The organism is Paenibacillus sp. MCAF9 (assembly GCF_052114265.1).
Lineage (GTDB): Bacteria > Bacillota > Bacilli > Paenibacillales > Paenibacillaceae > Pristimantibacillus.
The window spans coordinates 292,130-306,136 of record NZ_JBFREL010000001.1; the positions used below are offsets into that span (position 1 = coordinate 292,130).

16 protein-coding genes are annotated in these 14,007 nt (G+C 44.0%); 13 read left to right on the plus strand and 3 right to left on the minus strand.

Annotation, left to right across the window (positions count from 1 at the left end):
• Positions 1-35 precede the first annotated feature (35 nt).
• On the minus strand, positions 36-770 hold the full coding sequence (locus tag AB4Z45_RS01340; RefSeq protein ID WP_441907551.1) for an HAD family hydrolase: 735 nt from the start codon (positions 768-770) through the stop codon (positions 36-38).
• Positions 771-915: 145 nt separating this feature from the next.
• Between AB4Z45_RS01340 and AB4Z45_RS01345 the strand changes: the two genes are divergently transcribed.
• Positions 916-1,053: a hypothetical protein gene (locus tag AB4Z45_RS01345; RefSeq protein ID WP_441907552.1), complete on the plus strand. Its 138-nt coding sequence runs from the start codon at positions 916-918 to the stop codon at positions 1,051-1,053.
• A 65-nt stretch (positions 1,054-1,118) separates the two neighbouring features.
• Here AB4Z45_RS01345 and AB4Z45_RS01350 read toward each other — a convergent pair whose 3' ends face one another.
• Positions 1,119-1,343: a hypothetical protein gene (locus tag AB4Z45_RS01350; RefSeq protein ID WP_076265855.1), complete on the minus strand. Its 225-nt coding sequence runs from the start codon at positions 1,341-1,343 to the stop codon at positions 1,119-1,121.
• 158 nt (positions 1,344-1,501) lie between these two features.
• Here AB4Z45_RS01350 and AB4Z45_RS01355 point away from each other — a divergent pair, with 158 nt between their 5' ends.
• The 11 genes from AB4Z45_RS01355 to AB4Z45_RS01405 all read left to right on the plus strand — a co-directional run bounded on the left by AB4Z45_RS01355 (position 1,502) and on the right by AB4Z45_RS01405 (position 12,092).
• Positions 1,502-2,227, plus strand: coding sequence for a phosphonate ABC transporter ATP-binding protein (locus AB4Z45_RS01355; RefSeq protein WP_076265856.1), 726 nt, complete (start codon positions 1,502-1,504; stop codon positions 2,225-2,227).
• Complete coding sequence (locus tag AB4Z45_RS01360; RefSeq protein ID WP_441907553.1) at positions 2,224-2,736, plus strand: GNAT family N-acetyltransferase; 513 nt, start codon at positions 2,224-2,226, stop codon at positions 2,734-2,736. Before AB4Z45_RS01355 ends, AB4Z45_RS01360 begins: the two co-directional genes overlap by 4 nt.
• A 15-nt stretch (positions 2,737-2,751) precedes the next feature.
• Positions 2,752-3,363, plus strand: a complete 612-nt coding sequence (locus tag AB4Z45_RS01365; protein WP_441907554.1) for a DUF3298 domain-containing protein — start codon at positions 2,752-2,754, stop codon at positions 3,361-3,363.
• Positions 3,364-3,425: 62 nt separating this feature from the next.
• Positions 3,426-4,031: a response regulator gene (locus AB4Z45_RS01370; protein ID WP_339202639.1), complete on the plus strand. Its 606-nt coding sequence runs from the start codon at positions 3,426-3,428 to the stop codon at positions 4,029-4,031.
• A 122-nt stretch (positions 4,032-4,153) separates the two neighbouring features.
• Positions 4,154-5,767, plus strand: coding sequence for an amino acid permease (locus AB4Z45_RS01375; protein WP_441907555.1), 1,614 nt, complete (start codon positions 4,154-4,156; stop codon positions 5,765-5,767).
• A 268-nt stretch (positions 5,768-6,035) separates the two neighbouring features.
• On the plus strand, positions 6,036-6,707 hold the full coding sequence (locus AB4Z45_RS01380) for an MOSC domain-containing protein (protein WP_441907556.1): 672 nt from the start codon (positions 6,036-6,038) through the stop codon (positions 6,705-6,707).
• 15 nt (positions 6,708-6,722) lie between these two features.
• Positions 6,723-7,706 carry a phosphotransferase gene (locus AB4Z45_RS01385; protein ID WP_441907557.1) on the plus strand — a complete coding sequence of 328 codons (984 nt, stop codon included), beginning with the start codon at positions 6,723-6,725 and terminating at the stop codon, positions 7,704-7,706.
• Positions 7,703-8,626: a polysaccharide deacetylase family protein gene (locus tag AB4Z45_RS01390; RefSeq protein ID WP_441907558.1), complete on the plus strand. Its 924-nt coding sequence runs from the start codon at positions 7,703-7,705 to the stop codon at positions 8,624-8,626. Before AB4Z45_RS01385 ends, AB4Z45_RS01390 begins: the two co-directional genes overlap by 4 nt.
• A gap of 15 nt (positions 8,627-8,641) precedes the next feature.
• Positions 8,642-9,601 carry an AAA family ATPase gene (locus AB4Z45_RS01395; protein ID WP_441907559.1) on the plus strand — a complete coding sequence of 320 codons (960 nt, stop codon included), beginning with the start codon at positions 8,642-8,644 and terminating at the stop codon, positions 9,599-9,601.
• A gap of 8 nt (positions 9,602-9,609) precedes the next feature.
• Positions 9,610-10,752 (plus strand): DUF58 domain-containing protein, encoded by a 1,143-nt coding sequence (locus AB4Z45_RS01400; RefSeq protein ID WP_441907560.1) that lies wholly within the window; start codon positions 9,610-9,612, stop codon positions 10,750-10,752.
• Complete coding sequence (locus tag AB4Z45_RS01405; protein ID WP_441907561.1) at positions 10,749-12,092, plus strand: DUF4129 domain-containing protein; 1,344 nt, start codon at positions 10,749-10,751, stop codon at positions 12,090-12,092. The genes AB4Z45_RS01400 and AB4Z45_RS01405 overlap by 4 nt, the downstream gene beginning before the upstream one ends.
• A 49-nt stretch (positions 12,093-12,141) precedes the next feature.
• Here AB4Z45_RS01405 and AB4Z45_RS01410 read toward each other — a convergent pair whose 3' ends face one another.
• Positions 12,142-13,116, minus strand: coding sequence for a YpdA family putative bacillithiol disulfide reductase (locus AB4Z45_RS01410; RefSeq protein WP_441907562.1), 975 nt, complete (start codon positions 13,114-13,116; stop codon positions 12,142-12,144).
• 207 nt (positions 13,117-13,323) lie between these two features.
• On the opposite strand from AB4Z45_RS01410, the gene AB4Z45_RS01415 reads away from it, so the two are divergent.
• Positions 13,324-13,866, plus strand: a complete 543-nt coding sequence (locus AB4Z45_RS01415; RefSeq protein ID WP_441907563.1) for an ADP-heptose synthase — start codon at positions 13,324-13,326, stop codon at positions 13,864-13,866.
• Positions 13,867-14,007 lie beyond the last annotated feature (141 nt).

Below are 14,007 nucleotides of genomic sequence, written 5' to 3' on the forward strand. Positions count from 1 at the left end.
GGACGAATTCGGGTTTATTTGTTATTGTCATTTCATTAACGATTAACGTACCCGTGAATAGCGTCCGGGACATCCTTTAGATGATCCAAGGTTAAAAAAGCTCCTTTTGGCTCCACTTCAATCTGAATGATGTTATACTCCCATTCGGTTATCGCACGCATATGAATAGCGTGAATACCTGCTGTTAATGCAGGCACAACATCCGTTCGAATGGAGTTGCCAACCATCCACGTACTGCTGCGATCGAAGACACCATTGGACAAAATGGTTTCTAATGCGTCGCTATTTTTGACACGACGAATGTAGATGCGGGAATCGAAATAACGCTCCAAGTTTAATTTCTCAATCTTGCGACGTTGAATGGGCATCTCGCCCCCCGTATAGAGATGAAGCTCATGGCCGGCCTCCGCTAGTGAGAACAACGTTTGTTCCATATTTGGATACGGCTCGGTATCGTGCTCATATACACTTAAGCCAAGCTTCCATAGAAAGTTTTCTTCATTTGTTGATCTCTTGCGACCAGTCAAATGAGAGAAGTGAATGTAAGTATCAACAAACGATTGTGGGAAATGCTCGCTTTTAAATCCGAATACGGCTACGCCGGCAATATCGATCTCCATTTGCTTGTCTCGGATGGCTTGTATTGAAACGAGGGGAGAGCTGCCGAACCAAGTGGTCATCGCATCAATAAATTGATCAATGACCAAATAAAAGTATTTATTGCAGTGAATTAATGTATCGTCGAGGTCAAACATAATTTGTTGCTTCATGTATACGATCTCCTTTGCAAAACTTGAAACTGTATGATCAATCTACCGCAAGTGGCAGGGTCGAGTCAATGTAGGGTGTAGGAGAGGAACTGCTTTTACATACATATCCAATAATATCGGCATAATGATAGTGGAGGTGATTGCAATGGCTATCAACAAAAACGGCAATGGAGAATCTCGTCAAAATCATTCTACCTTGTGTGGACAGTCAGGCAAGCTTAAAACCGATAAATTCGCGAAGCGGCCTGCGAGCTTAAACGGCATTAACAAACAGCTCCCTTAATGATGCAAGTTTTTAAAAACACAGAAGGAGAGCTTGAATTGCTTCAGCTCTCCTTCTAATCCATGTTATGCATATTTAAGCTGTGAAGCTTTTAATTGATTCTTAATGAAGGCGATACGTCTGCGAACGTAGAAGTCCTTGCTGGCGCCCTTTAAATCTTTGGGAGTGATCACCTCCTCTGCAACATTATCGATGATAATAAGCCGTCCATCGGCGTAAAACTTAAATGTTAAGTCGCGTCCAGGACGTTCATTCTCTACATATCGGAAATTTTCGCAGATGTTATTCATGGTGATCAGGCCTCCTTCAAAATGTTGAATTCGTCGATCATTAGAACGTTTGTTCTTGTTTTTATTATACCAAACATTTGTTCGTATGGAAACTGTTTTTTGTTTAACGTAAACTAGATTCATAGAAGCAGTTGCTGCAAACAGAAGGAGAGCGGAAAATGATCAAAGTAAAGAACTTATCCAGACGTATTCCCGGCGGGCCTAAGGTGCTCGATGATATTAGCTTTGAGGCTTATCCCGGCGACTTTATCGCCATTAAAGGTGATAGCGGAAGCGGGAAGTCCACACTTCTTCGGTGCCTAGCCTTGCAAGAAAAGTGGAGTGAAGGCTCCTATCAATTTGATGGCAAAGATATTTTCAAAGAAGGATTCAAAGGCAAGCTTAAAGTTCGCAGAGAGGTTGCTTATGTGGAAGAAAAACCTTTTCTATTCCCGAACAAGACGGGATTAAAAAATGTTATTATCGGTTCAATTTCACAAACGCCTGCTTGGCGGAGATGGACCGGGATGGTACGTAATGATGATTATATGGGTGCAATGGATATGATCGAAAAACGCGGCCTGCTTGATAAAGCACATCAGAAGGCGAGCACTCTTAGCGGGGGCGAACGGCAGCGTATGGCTATTGCAAGAGCACTCGTTCATGGCGCTAAAGTCATTGCAGCCGACGAGCCGGTTTCGGGACTTGATCCCCATACAGCGGATCAAGTTCTAACTGATTTGAAAGCGCTATGCAAGGAGCAAGGCGTTATTGTGATTGCTGTTATGCATCAAGGGGACTGGGCGGAGCGATTTGCTGATCAAATTCTCGGCTTGAAAGACGGAAAACTTGTTCTTAACGTAAGCGGCAGAAGATTGACTGAACGCGAGAAGGCACTCCTGTGAACGAGATCGTACTACGGCTCATAACAGAAGCTGAGCTCGACGCTGCTATTAAGCTAGAACAAAAATGCTATTCTCCTGAAGCTGCTGCTACCATGGCAGGGTTTCAATTTCGCTATAAGCATTATCGTTCATTTTTTTGGTCAGCTTGGCTTGGCGACCAATTAGTTGGAATAACAAACGGCATCCGTACTTCACAGACTGATTGCGGTGATGAGATGAAGGGAAATCAAGCTGATTTCTTTGAGGGGGACAACTTTTGTATCCTTACTATCGCAGTTGATTCGCATTATCGCGGGCGTGGAATCGGCACTTTGTTGCTGAGGAAGCTGATCGAACAATGTACTTCATCACAGATTGAAACCATTATACTGATGTGCGAGGAGCATCTGATTCCGTTCTACGAATCGGAGCAATTTGAGCGTAGAGGGGTGTCTGCTTCTACGCATGGCGGAATCGTTTGGCATGAGATGAGACGTGTATTGCATACAATGGAGCATCTTACCGAATAGGAAGGTGTCTTTCATATGTCATTTCAACCGCCAGTCGTTATCCAAACGGCAAAAGCTGATTTTCCGAAAGCCGAGCTGTCATTGCCTTATGTGAGCGGAGGCAGAAGCGAAGCTGCAGATAAAAAGATCAACCATACGATTCATCATACCGTGCAGCAGATGGTTCATAATCAAGGCTCGCTTGATGATCCGAGAGCGCAGATGCTAGGTTATTTTGAACAGAAAAATAATCAAAAGGATTATCTTAGTCTTTCCTTGTTCAATTATGCCTTTACTGGTGGAGCTCACGGCTTGACGCTTCAGCAATCGCTGACTTTTAAGCAATCGACAGGACAAACCTATACGCTGGCCCAGCTGTTTAAGCCTGGGTCGGATTATGTGGCGCGGATAAGCGCTATCGTAAGCGCACAAATCTTGGCAAGAAAGATTGATACGCTGGAGCCTTTCAAATCCATAAGACCTGACCAGGACTATTACGTAGCGGATCGTTCACTTGTCGTCTATTTCCAGCTATATGAGCTGGCGGCTTATGTGTTTGGATTTCTGTATTTTCCAATATCCGTCTACGAACTGCAAGATATCATTAATGAAGATGGTCCACTTGGTCCGATGCTGGTTAATGATTAATTCTGAATGAAACCATTTTCTCTTAGCAGTTATTCAGCCTAAGAACATAAGGAGACGACGCATTGATATATTTTCTCATATTATTCGCAGCAGCATTAATTGTCGCGGTGTCGTTTGTCTTCTTTCACCAACGAAAAATGGAAAAGGAGCAGCAACGCTCCATCGAAAGGACGCCTGTTTTACCATCCGCGACAGTTACGTCAATATCTACGAATCGAATAGTAGATCAACCCCTTGCTGAGGCAGCTGCGAAAGCAACTATAAGCTCGATGCCTTATTCAGCAGATATGCTCTATAAGATTTTAGTTGTAGATGATCAGCCCGCAATTCGAATGATGCTTGTTGAATTGTTTGCTGCGCAGGGAATCGATGTTTATGAAGCTGAAAGCGGCAGTATCGCCTTGGACATTTACGAGAAGCAGAAGCCGAATTGTGTACTGCTTGATTTGAAAATGCCCGAAATGGATGGTATAGAAATTTTGCGCGGGATAAGAATGCTGTCGCCAGAGGTGCCTGTCATTCTCATAACGGCATATGCAGATCCAGACATAATGGAAGAGGCGCTAGCGCTTGGCATTACACATTGTTTTACGAAGCCCTTTGATATCATAGAGCTCAAATCACTCGTTTATGGAATACTGGAGCAAAGTTCTAATCAAGCTGAGTGAAAAAAAAGAAATCAATCGACTCGCATCTAGATAGATGCGAGTTTTTGTTATGCGCTTTAATCACTCTTCCTTTTGCATGTGACATCCAAACCACTCATACAGTTACGTAGGAGGGTGATTGGATGATTTTATTGCTAGCGGGATTATTATTATTTGCGATTGTCATTGCCGTGATTATTGCCATTGCGTTCAAAGCGCAACAGTCCATTTCATTATCTAAGCATCAGAATCTAATTGGTTATGGCTTGCAGGCGCAGTTGCTGCAGGACAAACATGATTTGCATCGTTATGGTTTAGCGCAGCAGCTTAGACGGCGGTTCGGCGGGTTATCGTCATTTGGTTTATCGTTTAATGCGCTCGGTTTGATTGGAAGCGCAGCTTTTTTGTTTGGGCCAGCGGTCGGAGAGGGGGGACCGTCGGTTATTGGATTTGGTTTGCCTATAATCGCTTTATTTGCACTTATTTTAAGTGCTTCTCTCGCAGAACTCTCATCTGTGACACCGACTGCAGGCGGGATTTATCATACGGTATCCTCATTAGGCGGGCGCTCATGGGGAGTGCGAGCAGGCTGGCTTCAAGCATCTGGACATTTAGCGATGCTTGCGCTGCTAAACTGCGCATGTGCAGCTTTACTGGACGGTTTTATGTCCGCTCGAATAGGTTATCAAACATCGGATTTCACTTTTTGGTGTGTCGTTGCAGTGCTGACTGCTTCCCAAGGTTCTGTGAACCACTTTGGAAACCGGATGTTAAGCAAGCTGCAAGCAGGCGGCGTTATACTGCAAATATTTATTGCTTTATTCATTATTGCTGGGTTAGCTTGGCTTGCATGGCCAGGCAGCTATTCTCCTGTATTGATGTATCAATTTCAAAATGCAGAGTGGAATGGTACCGTGCAGGCGGGATCATTCGTCAGCGGTACGCTCCTTTTGTTAAAGCTATTTATTGGCATGGAGGGCTCAAGCCAAGGATCGGAAGAAACAATTGATCCTCGTGTACGAGCACCGTGGTCGATTTTTTTATCTACTGCTTACACATTTGTTATTGGTTTTGTACTTCTGAGCTTTATGCTTATATCCATTCCATTGTCTAACGGACCAAGCTGGTTGGGAACGTTTCTACAAACGGCAGCTGCTGGCTGGGGCGGCGCCAGTATGATCATTATTTTTGTCATTCTATCATTATGGAGCAGCGGACTGCAGACGATGACAGTATGCTCGCGGATTGTATACAGCCTAGCGCGTGATGGCGCCATGCCGCTGAGCCAACGGTGGTCTAATGTGTCGGAGCGGCATCAGACGCCGATTCCTGCCGTCTGGTTGTGTGCGGTCATTTCACTAACTATTCTTCTCATTGCGTTTTTCAGCTATAGAGACGATACAATCATTTTTCTTCTAACTGTAGCGATAATTTGTTTAAATCTATCTTATGCCATACCGATTGCCTGGAAAATAAAACAAAGGAAGAACCATGTGCAGTTGCATGAATCACCGTGGCATTTGGGCAGCTGGAGTATCCCAATCCATGTGGTTTCCATAGCTTGGCTGCTGTTAACGACGATACTGGCTGCTATATTCATCGATTATCGAGGCTCAATTGCAGCTTTTGCAATTCTTACTTTGATCTCTTTCATGGAGCTAAGGTATCGGCAAAAACATGGGATGAGCCTGCAGAGCAGAGTTAATCGTTCGCGCAAGGAGCTTTATTTTATGGAAAGAAAGTTTCCTTTAAATTAATCTGTTGATCGATGCTGCGGGAAATAATGATGTGCTCATTCAGGAAATAGTCGGACTATTTAAAAAACATTTCCCGGGGAAACGCAATAAGCAACAGAAAAGAGAGGTTTTCGACAGCCAGTGGCTAACGCAAGTAGAATGTGTCGAAAGCGTTGCGGGGAAAGGGAAAATCACAAAAGTTATTGATATAGTGATCTCTCTTTGCCAACATCTCCCTAAGAAGATTATAATAGTCAAATGAGAGATCATAATAGGAGGTACGAAGCTAATGACACATCATATAGAAACGGCTAAACTTGTGTCACTAAATATAGGAATGCCGAAATCAATAACACACGGCAGCAAAGAAATATTAACAGGAATTTATAAGCAGCCTTCACAAGCAACCCATGCTTTGAGCACTATAGGACTTGAGGGCGATGGACAAGGCGATACGATTCACCATGGTGGACCGGACAAAGCGGTATGCGTCTATTTCGAGCAACGATACGCCTATTGGCGTGAGAAATACGAGGAGCCATTTGATTACGGAGCTTTTGGTGAAAACTTTACGCTCTCGAGCTGGACTGAAGGGGATTTGTGCATCGGCGATATTATCCAGGCAGGCGATGTGATCCTCCAAGTAAGTCAGCCAAGACAGCCGTGCTATAAGCTTGGGCTGCGGCATAAGCTGCCGGAATTGCCGGGACATGTTCAGCGTGAAGGCTACACAGGTCTTTATTTCCGCGTACTCCAAGAGGGCCATATACAGGCAGGGATGACGTTTGAAATTAAATATAAACATCCGGCCCGTAAAACGGTTATGGAAGCTAACCGTGTCATGTACCGTGATAAAGATGACATAAAGGGAATAAGAGAGCTGCTTGAAGTGAAAGAATTGGCTGCGAGCTGGCAGGAACAGCTAGGGGCTCGCTTGACAAGATTGCAGCTTGATCAATAAGGAGGCTTGTCTGTTTTGACCGACACCATAGATTTTACAGCTTATTTAGATGCATATGCGTTCGCTGAGCCTTGTCTTATTGAGAGCAGGGAGAGCGGAATGAATAATACGACCCGAATCATTTCGTCGGGAAATAAAAAATTTGTTTTTCGCATTTACAATAACCATAAGGATATTGATATTGTAAGGCTTGAACATGAGATACTGAACGACTTGAATAAACAGAAGCTAACCTTTAAGGTGCCGATTCCAGTTCAGAATAAACAAGGCGAAACGATTAGCGTTGCAACAGATGGCACCTTATCGTCATTATTTCAGTTTATTGATGGTGACCGACCGACGGTTTCAAACCCAGCGCATGTTTATGCGCTAGGCGTTACAGCTGCGAAGCTTTCTAGCGCTTTAAGCGGAATAAACCCAAAAGGCTTGCAGCTTTACAGCCCTTATTTCATGTTGGAGAATACATATGCTTTGATGGATGAGGAAGCTTTTTTTGCAATGGCAGAGCTTTCCGTAGATCTTAAAGGTAGAAAATCTAGCTTCATGGCCTTGCACGAGGAGCGTCTGAAGCTGAAAGAGGATTGTAATCAACTTGTCGGGCTGCCGGAACAATGGATCCATGGTGATTTGGTATTTAATAATACGGTATGTCAAGGTGATGAAATCGTAGGCGTGCTGGATTTTGAATTCACGACTGTCGATGTTAGAGCGATGGAGCTTGCTGTCATTATTGTCGATATCATAAAACCAGACGGCCTAAATATAAAAGAGAAGGTGAAGCTTTTATTGCAGGGATATCAGGATACGAATCCGTTAACTCTTCATGAAATTAAGATATTGCCGATATTAATGAAATTAAGATTGCTTGATGTAGCATTGCATTTTGCCATACGCTTAAGAGATAATTTAGATGATGAGGAAATACTTTGCGGTATTATCGATCAGTCAGCATTTGGCTGCCGCTGGATTAATGAACATTGGGAGGATGATTTTTCATGAGTTTAGCCAAAGCACTCGGATACGGCGAGAACGAAAAACTGCTCATTATTAACGCAGATGACTATGGAGTATGCCATTCGGTAAATGTCGGCATTCAGCAGCTGCTGCTAGAACAAACGGTGAGCTCGGCGACGATTATGATGCCTTGCGGCTGGGCGAGGGAAGCAGCACTATGGAGTGCAAGGCATCCGCAAATCGATGTGGGTGTCCATTTCACATTTACTAGCGAATGGGATATGTACCGCTGGGGTCCAGTCAACCGCAAAGGAAGCACAAGTTCGCTTGTCACCCATGAAAATTATTTCCCGAAGGACAGTAAAACCTTTGAGATGCAAGCTGATCCAGAGCAAGTAAAAGAAGAACTTATCGCACAAATTGAAATGGCTTTAGCTATGGGGATGAAACCATCGCATGCGGACAATCACATGGGAAGCTTGTATGGGTTAGCAACTGGCAGAAATTTCTTATCTATCGTTCTGGATGTATGCGCTTCCTATGGCCTGCCTTTCCGTTTGCCGCGTAATTTAAGGCAAAATATTGGTCAAGTGGCTTCTCCTGAGCTGGAAGAGCAAGCCAAACAGCTCGGAATGCTGGCGGATTCGAAGGGTGTTGTTATCCTTGATTATTTAATCGGCTTGCCGTTCCACTTGGAGGAGGGTGAAACATTTGATTCTCTAAAGGCAAGCATGCAGCAGGTACTGGAGGGTCTGCAACCAGGCGTTTCTGAAATTATTATACATCCGTCTCTTGTAACCGATGAGCTGAATGCTTTTCACATGCAGCCTCTAAAGCGGGGAATGGAGTTCGAATTATTCCGTGATGCTGAGATCAATAATACGTTGCAAAAAGAAAACATCCGAATGATTCGCTGGAGTGAACTGCAAAAACTGCAGCGTGCTCGAACAGGCTTTACAACCTAACGAAGGAGTTGACTTATGTCTATTGAAGCGATAAAACAACTAGCCGAACAATTGAAATCTAATATTGGACGCGTCATCGTAGGCAAAGAGGAAGTTGTAGAACTAATGCTCATCGGGCTCCTTACATCAGGGCATGTGCTGCTTGAGGATGTGCCAGGAACAGGAAAGACCTTGCTCGCTAAATCTATGGCCAAATCATTGGCTTTATCTTTCCGGCGAATTCAATTTACACCCGATTTGCTTCCATCGGATCTAAGCGGCATTCATTTCTATAATCAAAAAATAAGCGAGTTTGAATTCAGAGCTGGTCCATTGTTTACTCATTTACTGTTAGCAGATGAGATTAATCGTGCGACGCCTCGTACCCAGTCGAGTTTGCTCGAATGTATGGAAGAGCGTCAAATCAGCATCGACGGTGAAACCAAATATTTGGAACGTCCATTTATGGTTATTGCTACACAAAATCCAGTGGAGCATCAAGGAACGTTTCCACTTCCGGAAGCACAGCTCGATCGTTTTTTATTCAAAATTAAGATGGGTTATCCGACGACTGAAGAAGGTTTGCAGCTATTAAAACGTTTTAAAGATCATGATCCGCTTGCGGAGCTTGAGCCAGTTGCAGGAATAGATGTCATTCAGAAGGCACAGCAAGCCTATTCATCGGTGAAAGTGAACGATGACATCCTTCAGTATTTGCTGCAAATCGTGGAGCAAACACGAAGGCGTGAGGAGGTTTCTGTTGGTGTCAGTCCGCGTGGCAGTCAAGCGCTGCTCCGCGCTTCCCAGGTCCATGCCATTTTGCGAGGACGTGATTTCGTTACGCCAGATGATATAAAGGCAATGGCGAAGCCGGTCTTGTCCCACCGACTAGCCATTCGCGGCATGCATCGTACAGCAAATCAGGCGGAGTCCATTATTGATGACATTATTCGTTTGACGGCCGTGCCTGCTGAAGCAGGCGTTACGGCTCGTTAGGCAGCCTGATGATTTTATTCTGGTTTATATTAGCTGCAATCGTCATTTTGTCACTACAGGGCAAAATATTTCAAAAGCTCGTATTGCGCCGTATCCAATATGAACGGCGTTTTACGAGCAAAACATGCTATAGCGGTGAGCAAGTTGAGATGATAGAAGAGATGGCAAACGCCAAATGGCTGCCGGTGCCTTGGCTGCGCGTGGAATCACAGCTATCCACTCATCTGCATTTTCAACAGCTTGATAATTTTTCTGTGAGCAGCGGGCAGCTTTATCAGAACCATAAGAGCTTCTTTAGTCTATCGCCGTATACAAAAATTACGCGCACACACCGCATCACCTGTGCAAAGCGAGGCTGGTACAAGCTTCAAACCGTCACGTTAACGGGCGGTGATCCGCTTGGTTTAACCCATTCGTCCGCTCAAATTGCGCTTCAAGGGGAACTGCTTGTTTATCCAAAGCCTGCCGAGGTCCCCATTCATGAGCTACCTTATCATAGCTGGCAGGGTGATCAATCGATTCGCCGCTGGATTATCAACGATCCATTCATTATTGCAGGCGTTCGTGATTATCAAGCGGGCGATACGTATAAGCAAATCAACTGGAAAGCTACTGCAAAAACAGGAAGCCTTCAAGTCCATCAGTATGATTTTACCGCGGACCGCAGACTGATGATTTATTTGAATGTGGACGATGTAGAGGGCATGTGGCGAAGCGTAACTGATTTATCGTTAATCGAGCTAGGCATTGAATGGGCAGCAGGGGCAGCTGAAGCTGTAATTCAGCAGGGCATGGAAGTTGGTTTTGCATCCAATATGCCTTTGACCGGCATGATGGAAAGCGTCCACATTGAACCTAGAGGCGGGCATGAGCATCTAATCGTTATTTTAGAGGAAATGGCGAAGCTCGATATTGAACGCACAGAGCTGTTTCATCATTTGTTGGAACGCGAAGCAAGAAGCGGCTTCAGTGAACGAGATGTGCTAATGATTACGGCTTATTGGAACGAAGAACTGGAAAAACAAGCTGAACAGCTTCGCTACAACGGCAATGCAGTCGCAGTTTGGATGCTGACAGATAAAGCTAAGCCAACGATTAGCGATGTTGGACAAGCGATATCAGGTAGCAGCAGAGAAGAGGTGACCGCGTGAATGAGCCCCAGAAGCGATCTTTTCCTTTAAATACCCTAGGTCAAGGCGTTATTGAACTGCTCTTTTATTTGCCCGTATTTATAGCGATAGCTGTTTACTTGCTGCCTGCTGGAGCTTTGTGGCCATGGATAGCAACGATTCCTCTCTGCTACTGGGCGGCATCGCTAATTCTCGGAAAATATCCAAGATTACGATACGGCGTGAAGCTGCTTCTAGCTATTGCTATTGGTGCGTTGCATAGCAGTTTGTTCATTATCGCATGGGTAGGTAATGTGGATATCGTCCCTATGGTTGTATGCGGACTTGCTGCTGCTGTAGCAGCAATGAGGGGCATGTCGGCGCAATTGCGGGGATGGTTCAACTCATTTCCCAATACACAGATGCTGATTGGCGTGCTCCTTTATGTAGCTGTGCAGCCGTTAAAAATAATTGCGTTAAAAAAACTGATGGAGTACAACGGTGTTTTAATCGTTTGCGGAATTGCTGCCGTCATTATATTTTTCTTTTTTGCAAATGAGCGGCATTTGAACAGTGAAACCGTAGATTCAGGTAAAACGTCAGCTACTCTTGCTTTTAAACGCCAAAATCGTCTATTAATTATTGTAATCGTCAGCATCATTAGCATTCTTGCTCTTTTCCGCCAAATTCAGAAGATGATTGAGAGCTTCTTTCATTCAATCATTGAGCGAATAATGAACTGGCTAAACCAGTCTAGGGAGCAGACGCCGGTTGAAGAACCTCCTATTGATTCTTCAACATCTGAGATGCCTTTGGAGGAAACGAAGCCGCCGTCTGATTGGATGCTGCTACTCGAGCAAATTGCGAAAATTATCGGCATCGTGTTAGTCATCATCATTATCTGTATTCTGTTCTATTTTATTGCTAGAAAGGTAATGCAATGGGTGAAGCTGCTTGCTGCTAAATTGCAGGAAAGAGGAGCAGATAGCCGCAATAACGGGGTTGGTTTTACAGACGAAGTTGAAAGTTTAATGACATTAACTAAATGGCGGGAGCAAATGGGCAATAAACTGAAGCAGCTGCTGCCAAAGAAGCGCTCCTTTACTCAGGAATGGAATGAGCTGCAAACAAATACAGAAAAAATCAGGTTTTTATATGCTCGCTTATTGAGAAGCAGCGCCGAACAGGGGTATACGGTCAAAGAACATATGACTCCGCGCGAAACGTCAGAAGACCTGAATACATGGCAGGCTGGCAAGCTCGACAATATGCCTCGATTTATTGAGTTGTACGAAGAAGCAAGGTATGGCGATAAACAGCCAGATGACAAACAAATCAATGTTCTTAAAAACCAGTTCGAAAAAAAAGGGAAACAAGCTTAACAAGCTGATTCCCTTTTTTTGGTGTATGATTCAAAGCATAACCATATAATCATTTGAGGCTTAAAATATGTTCGGCAATCTTATGGCCATGATAACGTCCGGATTCGATGAAAATTTCATTTGCTTCATGTCTGGAGGCTACGACACCTGCGAGATAAATGCCTGGAACATTCGTTTCCATAGTATTTTCGTTGAAGGTTGGATATCCTTCTTCCTCAATCGTAACGCCGCTTGTGTTAAGGAAGTTTCGATCGGGATGGAAGCCGGTCAATGCTAATACAAAATCATTTTCCAAACGGATCTCGCCTTCTGGTCCTAGGACAGTGATGTCATTGTTTTCGATAGAGGTTACAGTTGACTGAAACAGCATGCGAATAGAGCCTTTCGTTACTTTGCTCTGGAAGCCTGGCTTAACCCAAGGCTTAATGCTGGTGGAATAATCATTTCCGCGATAGACGACCGTTACCTCTGCACCGACCCGCTCTAGCTCTAATGCCGCATCGATTGCGGAGTTGCTGCCGCCAATAATGGCAACTTTCATGCCAACGTAGGGATGCGATTCGCGGAAGAAATGACTAACCTTCTCGAGCTGCTCACCGGGAATGCCCAGCTCATTCGGATGATCAAAATAACCTGTAGCGATGATGACATACTTGCTTTGGTATGTGCGCTTCTCGCCAAAACGATCTTCTCCATGCAAAATAAACTGTCCATTCTCAGGCGTAATCTTATTTATCATTTCATAGGCTTGCACACGAACGTTTTTGCGCTGAGCGGCTGTTCTATAATAATTAAGTGCTTCCAGTCTAGAAGGCTTATCGTTAGCCGTTGTGAATGGTATATCGCCGATTTCAAGATTTTCTGGACTGCTGAAAAATTGCATATAAGTGGGATATTGCGAGATTGAATGTACAATGTTGCGTTTCTCTATGACTAGTGGCTCGAGACCAATCCGTTCGAGTTCAATCGCTGCTGCCAAGCCGCACGGACCGCCTCCAATGATGATGGCTTCTTCTTTTTGCATTTGTATTACCCTCCTATACTATAACGAAGCGATATAAATTCTAATATAACGATCATTTTACTGCGAGGCGTACATATTGTGCAAATCTGGATTTATGGCTCTCGTGTACATGCAATATATTATTGTATAATAATGTGTAACCATTCTTATTTGTATACCGGTTCTATGAAACTAGCTTTATTTCACAAAATGATAGGAGGAGATCACATGCGGCGACGTTTTGTAATAGAGGCAGTACTGGTGGCAACGTATGGACATCTTCTTGTACCGAGTCGTCCAATTGATTTTGTCGTACCTTATTCATCCATAGCTGAGCTGTATGAAATGAGAGACGGTGTTGAACCTGTCATGGATGATCCAGATGATGATGGGCATGTAAAAACCAAAATAAATGAACTTATTGCTTTTTTTGAGGATGCTCTTAATCGCAAAAAAATTGAAAAGGCTATGCAAGTGCCTTGGCGAGAAAGCTCTCCGCTCATTCTAAATGATACGATTCATTTTACGGTCGTGCATGCTGTCGATAATGCCCATTATGGCGAGATGTTCGATCCGATCGAAACGGAATTGCTGTTAACAGGGTTGAAGCTGCAAGTCCCATTGCTGTCGGATCAGTTTGAGTTTCAAGATAAGCTGATAGAAGCAGAGGTTCCTGTACAAATTTACGATATTGAAGATTTTGAGTTTGCGGTAGAGGAAGGCATCTCCTCAAGCGACTTTGATTTGCCGAATGAGTCGGACAGGTTATAAATCATTTTTTTGTAAAAACCTCTTGCGCAAAGGCAGAAACAGGTGTTAAGATTTGGATGGGTTAGGAAAATATGATCAAATGGATACGAAAAGGGGGGCTCACGAATGTTTTTCAATCAGATTGGAATGAATGTCGAAGGC

Excerpts from the sequence above, each read along its gene's own strand:
- AB4Z45_RS01415 (WP_441907563.1), top strand. The coding sequence starts at position 13,324 with ATGCGGCGACGTTTTGTAATAGAGGCAGTACTGGTGGCAACGTATGGA.
- AB4Z45_RS01395 (WP_441907559.1), top strand. The coding sequence starts at position 8,642 with ATGTCTATTGAAGCGATAAAACAACTAGCCGAACAATTGAAATCTAAT.
- AB4Z45_RS01340 (WP_441907551.1), bottom strand. The coding sequence starts at position 770 with ATGAAGCAACAAATTATGTTTGACCTCGACGATACATTAATTCACTGC.
- AB4Z45_RS01355 (WP_076265856.1), top strand. The coding sequence starts at position 1,502 with ATGATCAAAGTAAAGAACTTATCCAGACGTATTCCCGGCGGGCCTAAG.
- AB4Z45_RS01350 (WP_076265855.1), bottom strand. The coding sequence starts at position 1,343 with ATGAATAACATCTGCGAAAATTTCCGATATGTAGAGAATGAACGTCCT.
- AB4Z45_RS01345 (WP_441907552.1), top strand. The coding sequence starts at position 916 with ATGGCTATCAACAAAAACGGCAATGGAGAATCTCGTCAAAATCATTCT.
- AB4Z45_RS01400 (WP_441907560.1), top strand. The coding sequence starts at position 9,610 with ATGATTTTATTCTGGTTTATATTAGCTGCAATCGTCATTTTGTCACTA.
- AB4Z45_RS01390 (WP_441907558.1), top strand. The coding sequence starts at position 7,703 with ATGAGTTTAGCCAAAGCACTCGGATACGGCGAGAACGAAAAACTGCTC.
- AB4Z45_RS01365 (WP_441907554.1), top strand. The coding sequence starts at position 2,752 with ATGTCATTTCAACCGCCAGTCGTTATCCAAACGGCAAAAGCTGATTTT.
- AB4Z45_RS01380 (WP_441907556.1), top strand. The coding sequence starts at position 6,036 with ATGACACATCATATAGAAACGGCTAAACTTGTGTCACTAAATATAGGA.
- AB4Z45_RS01375 (WP_441907555.1), top strand. The coding sequence starts at position 4,154 with ATGATTTTATTGCTAGCGGGATTATTATTATTTGCGATTGTCATTGCC.
- AB4Z45_RS01410 (WP_441907562.1), bottom strand. The coding sequence starts at position 13,116 with ATGCAAAAAGAAGAAGCCATCATCATTGGAGGCGGTCCGTGCGGCTTG.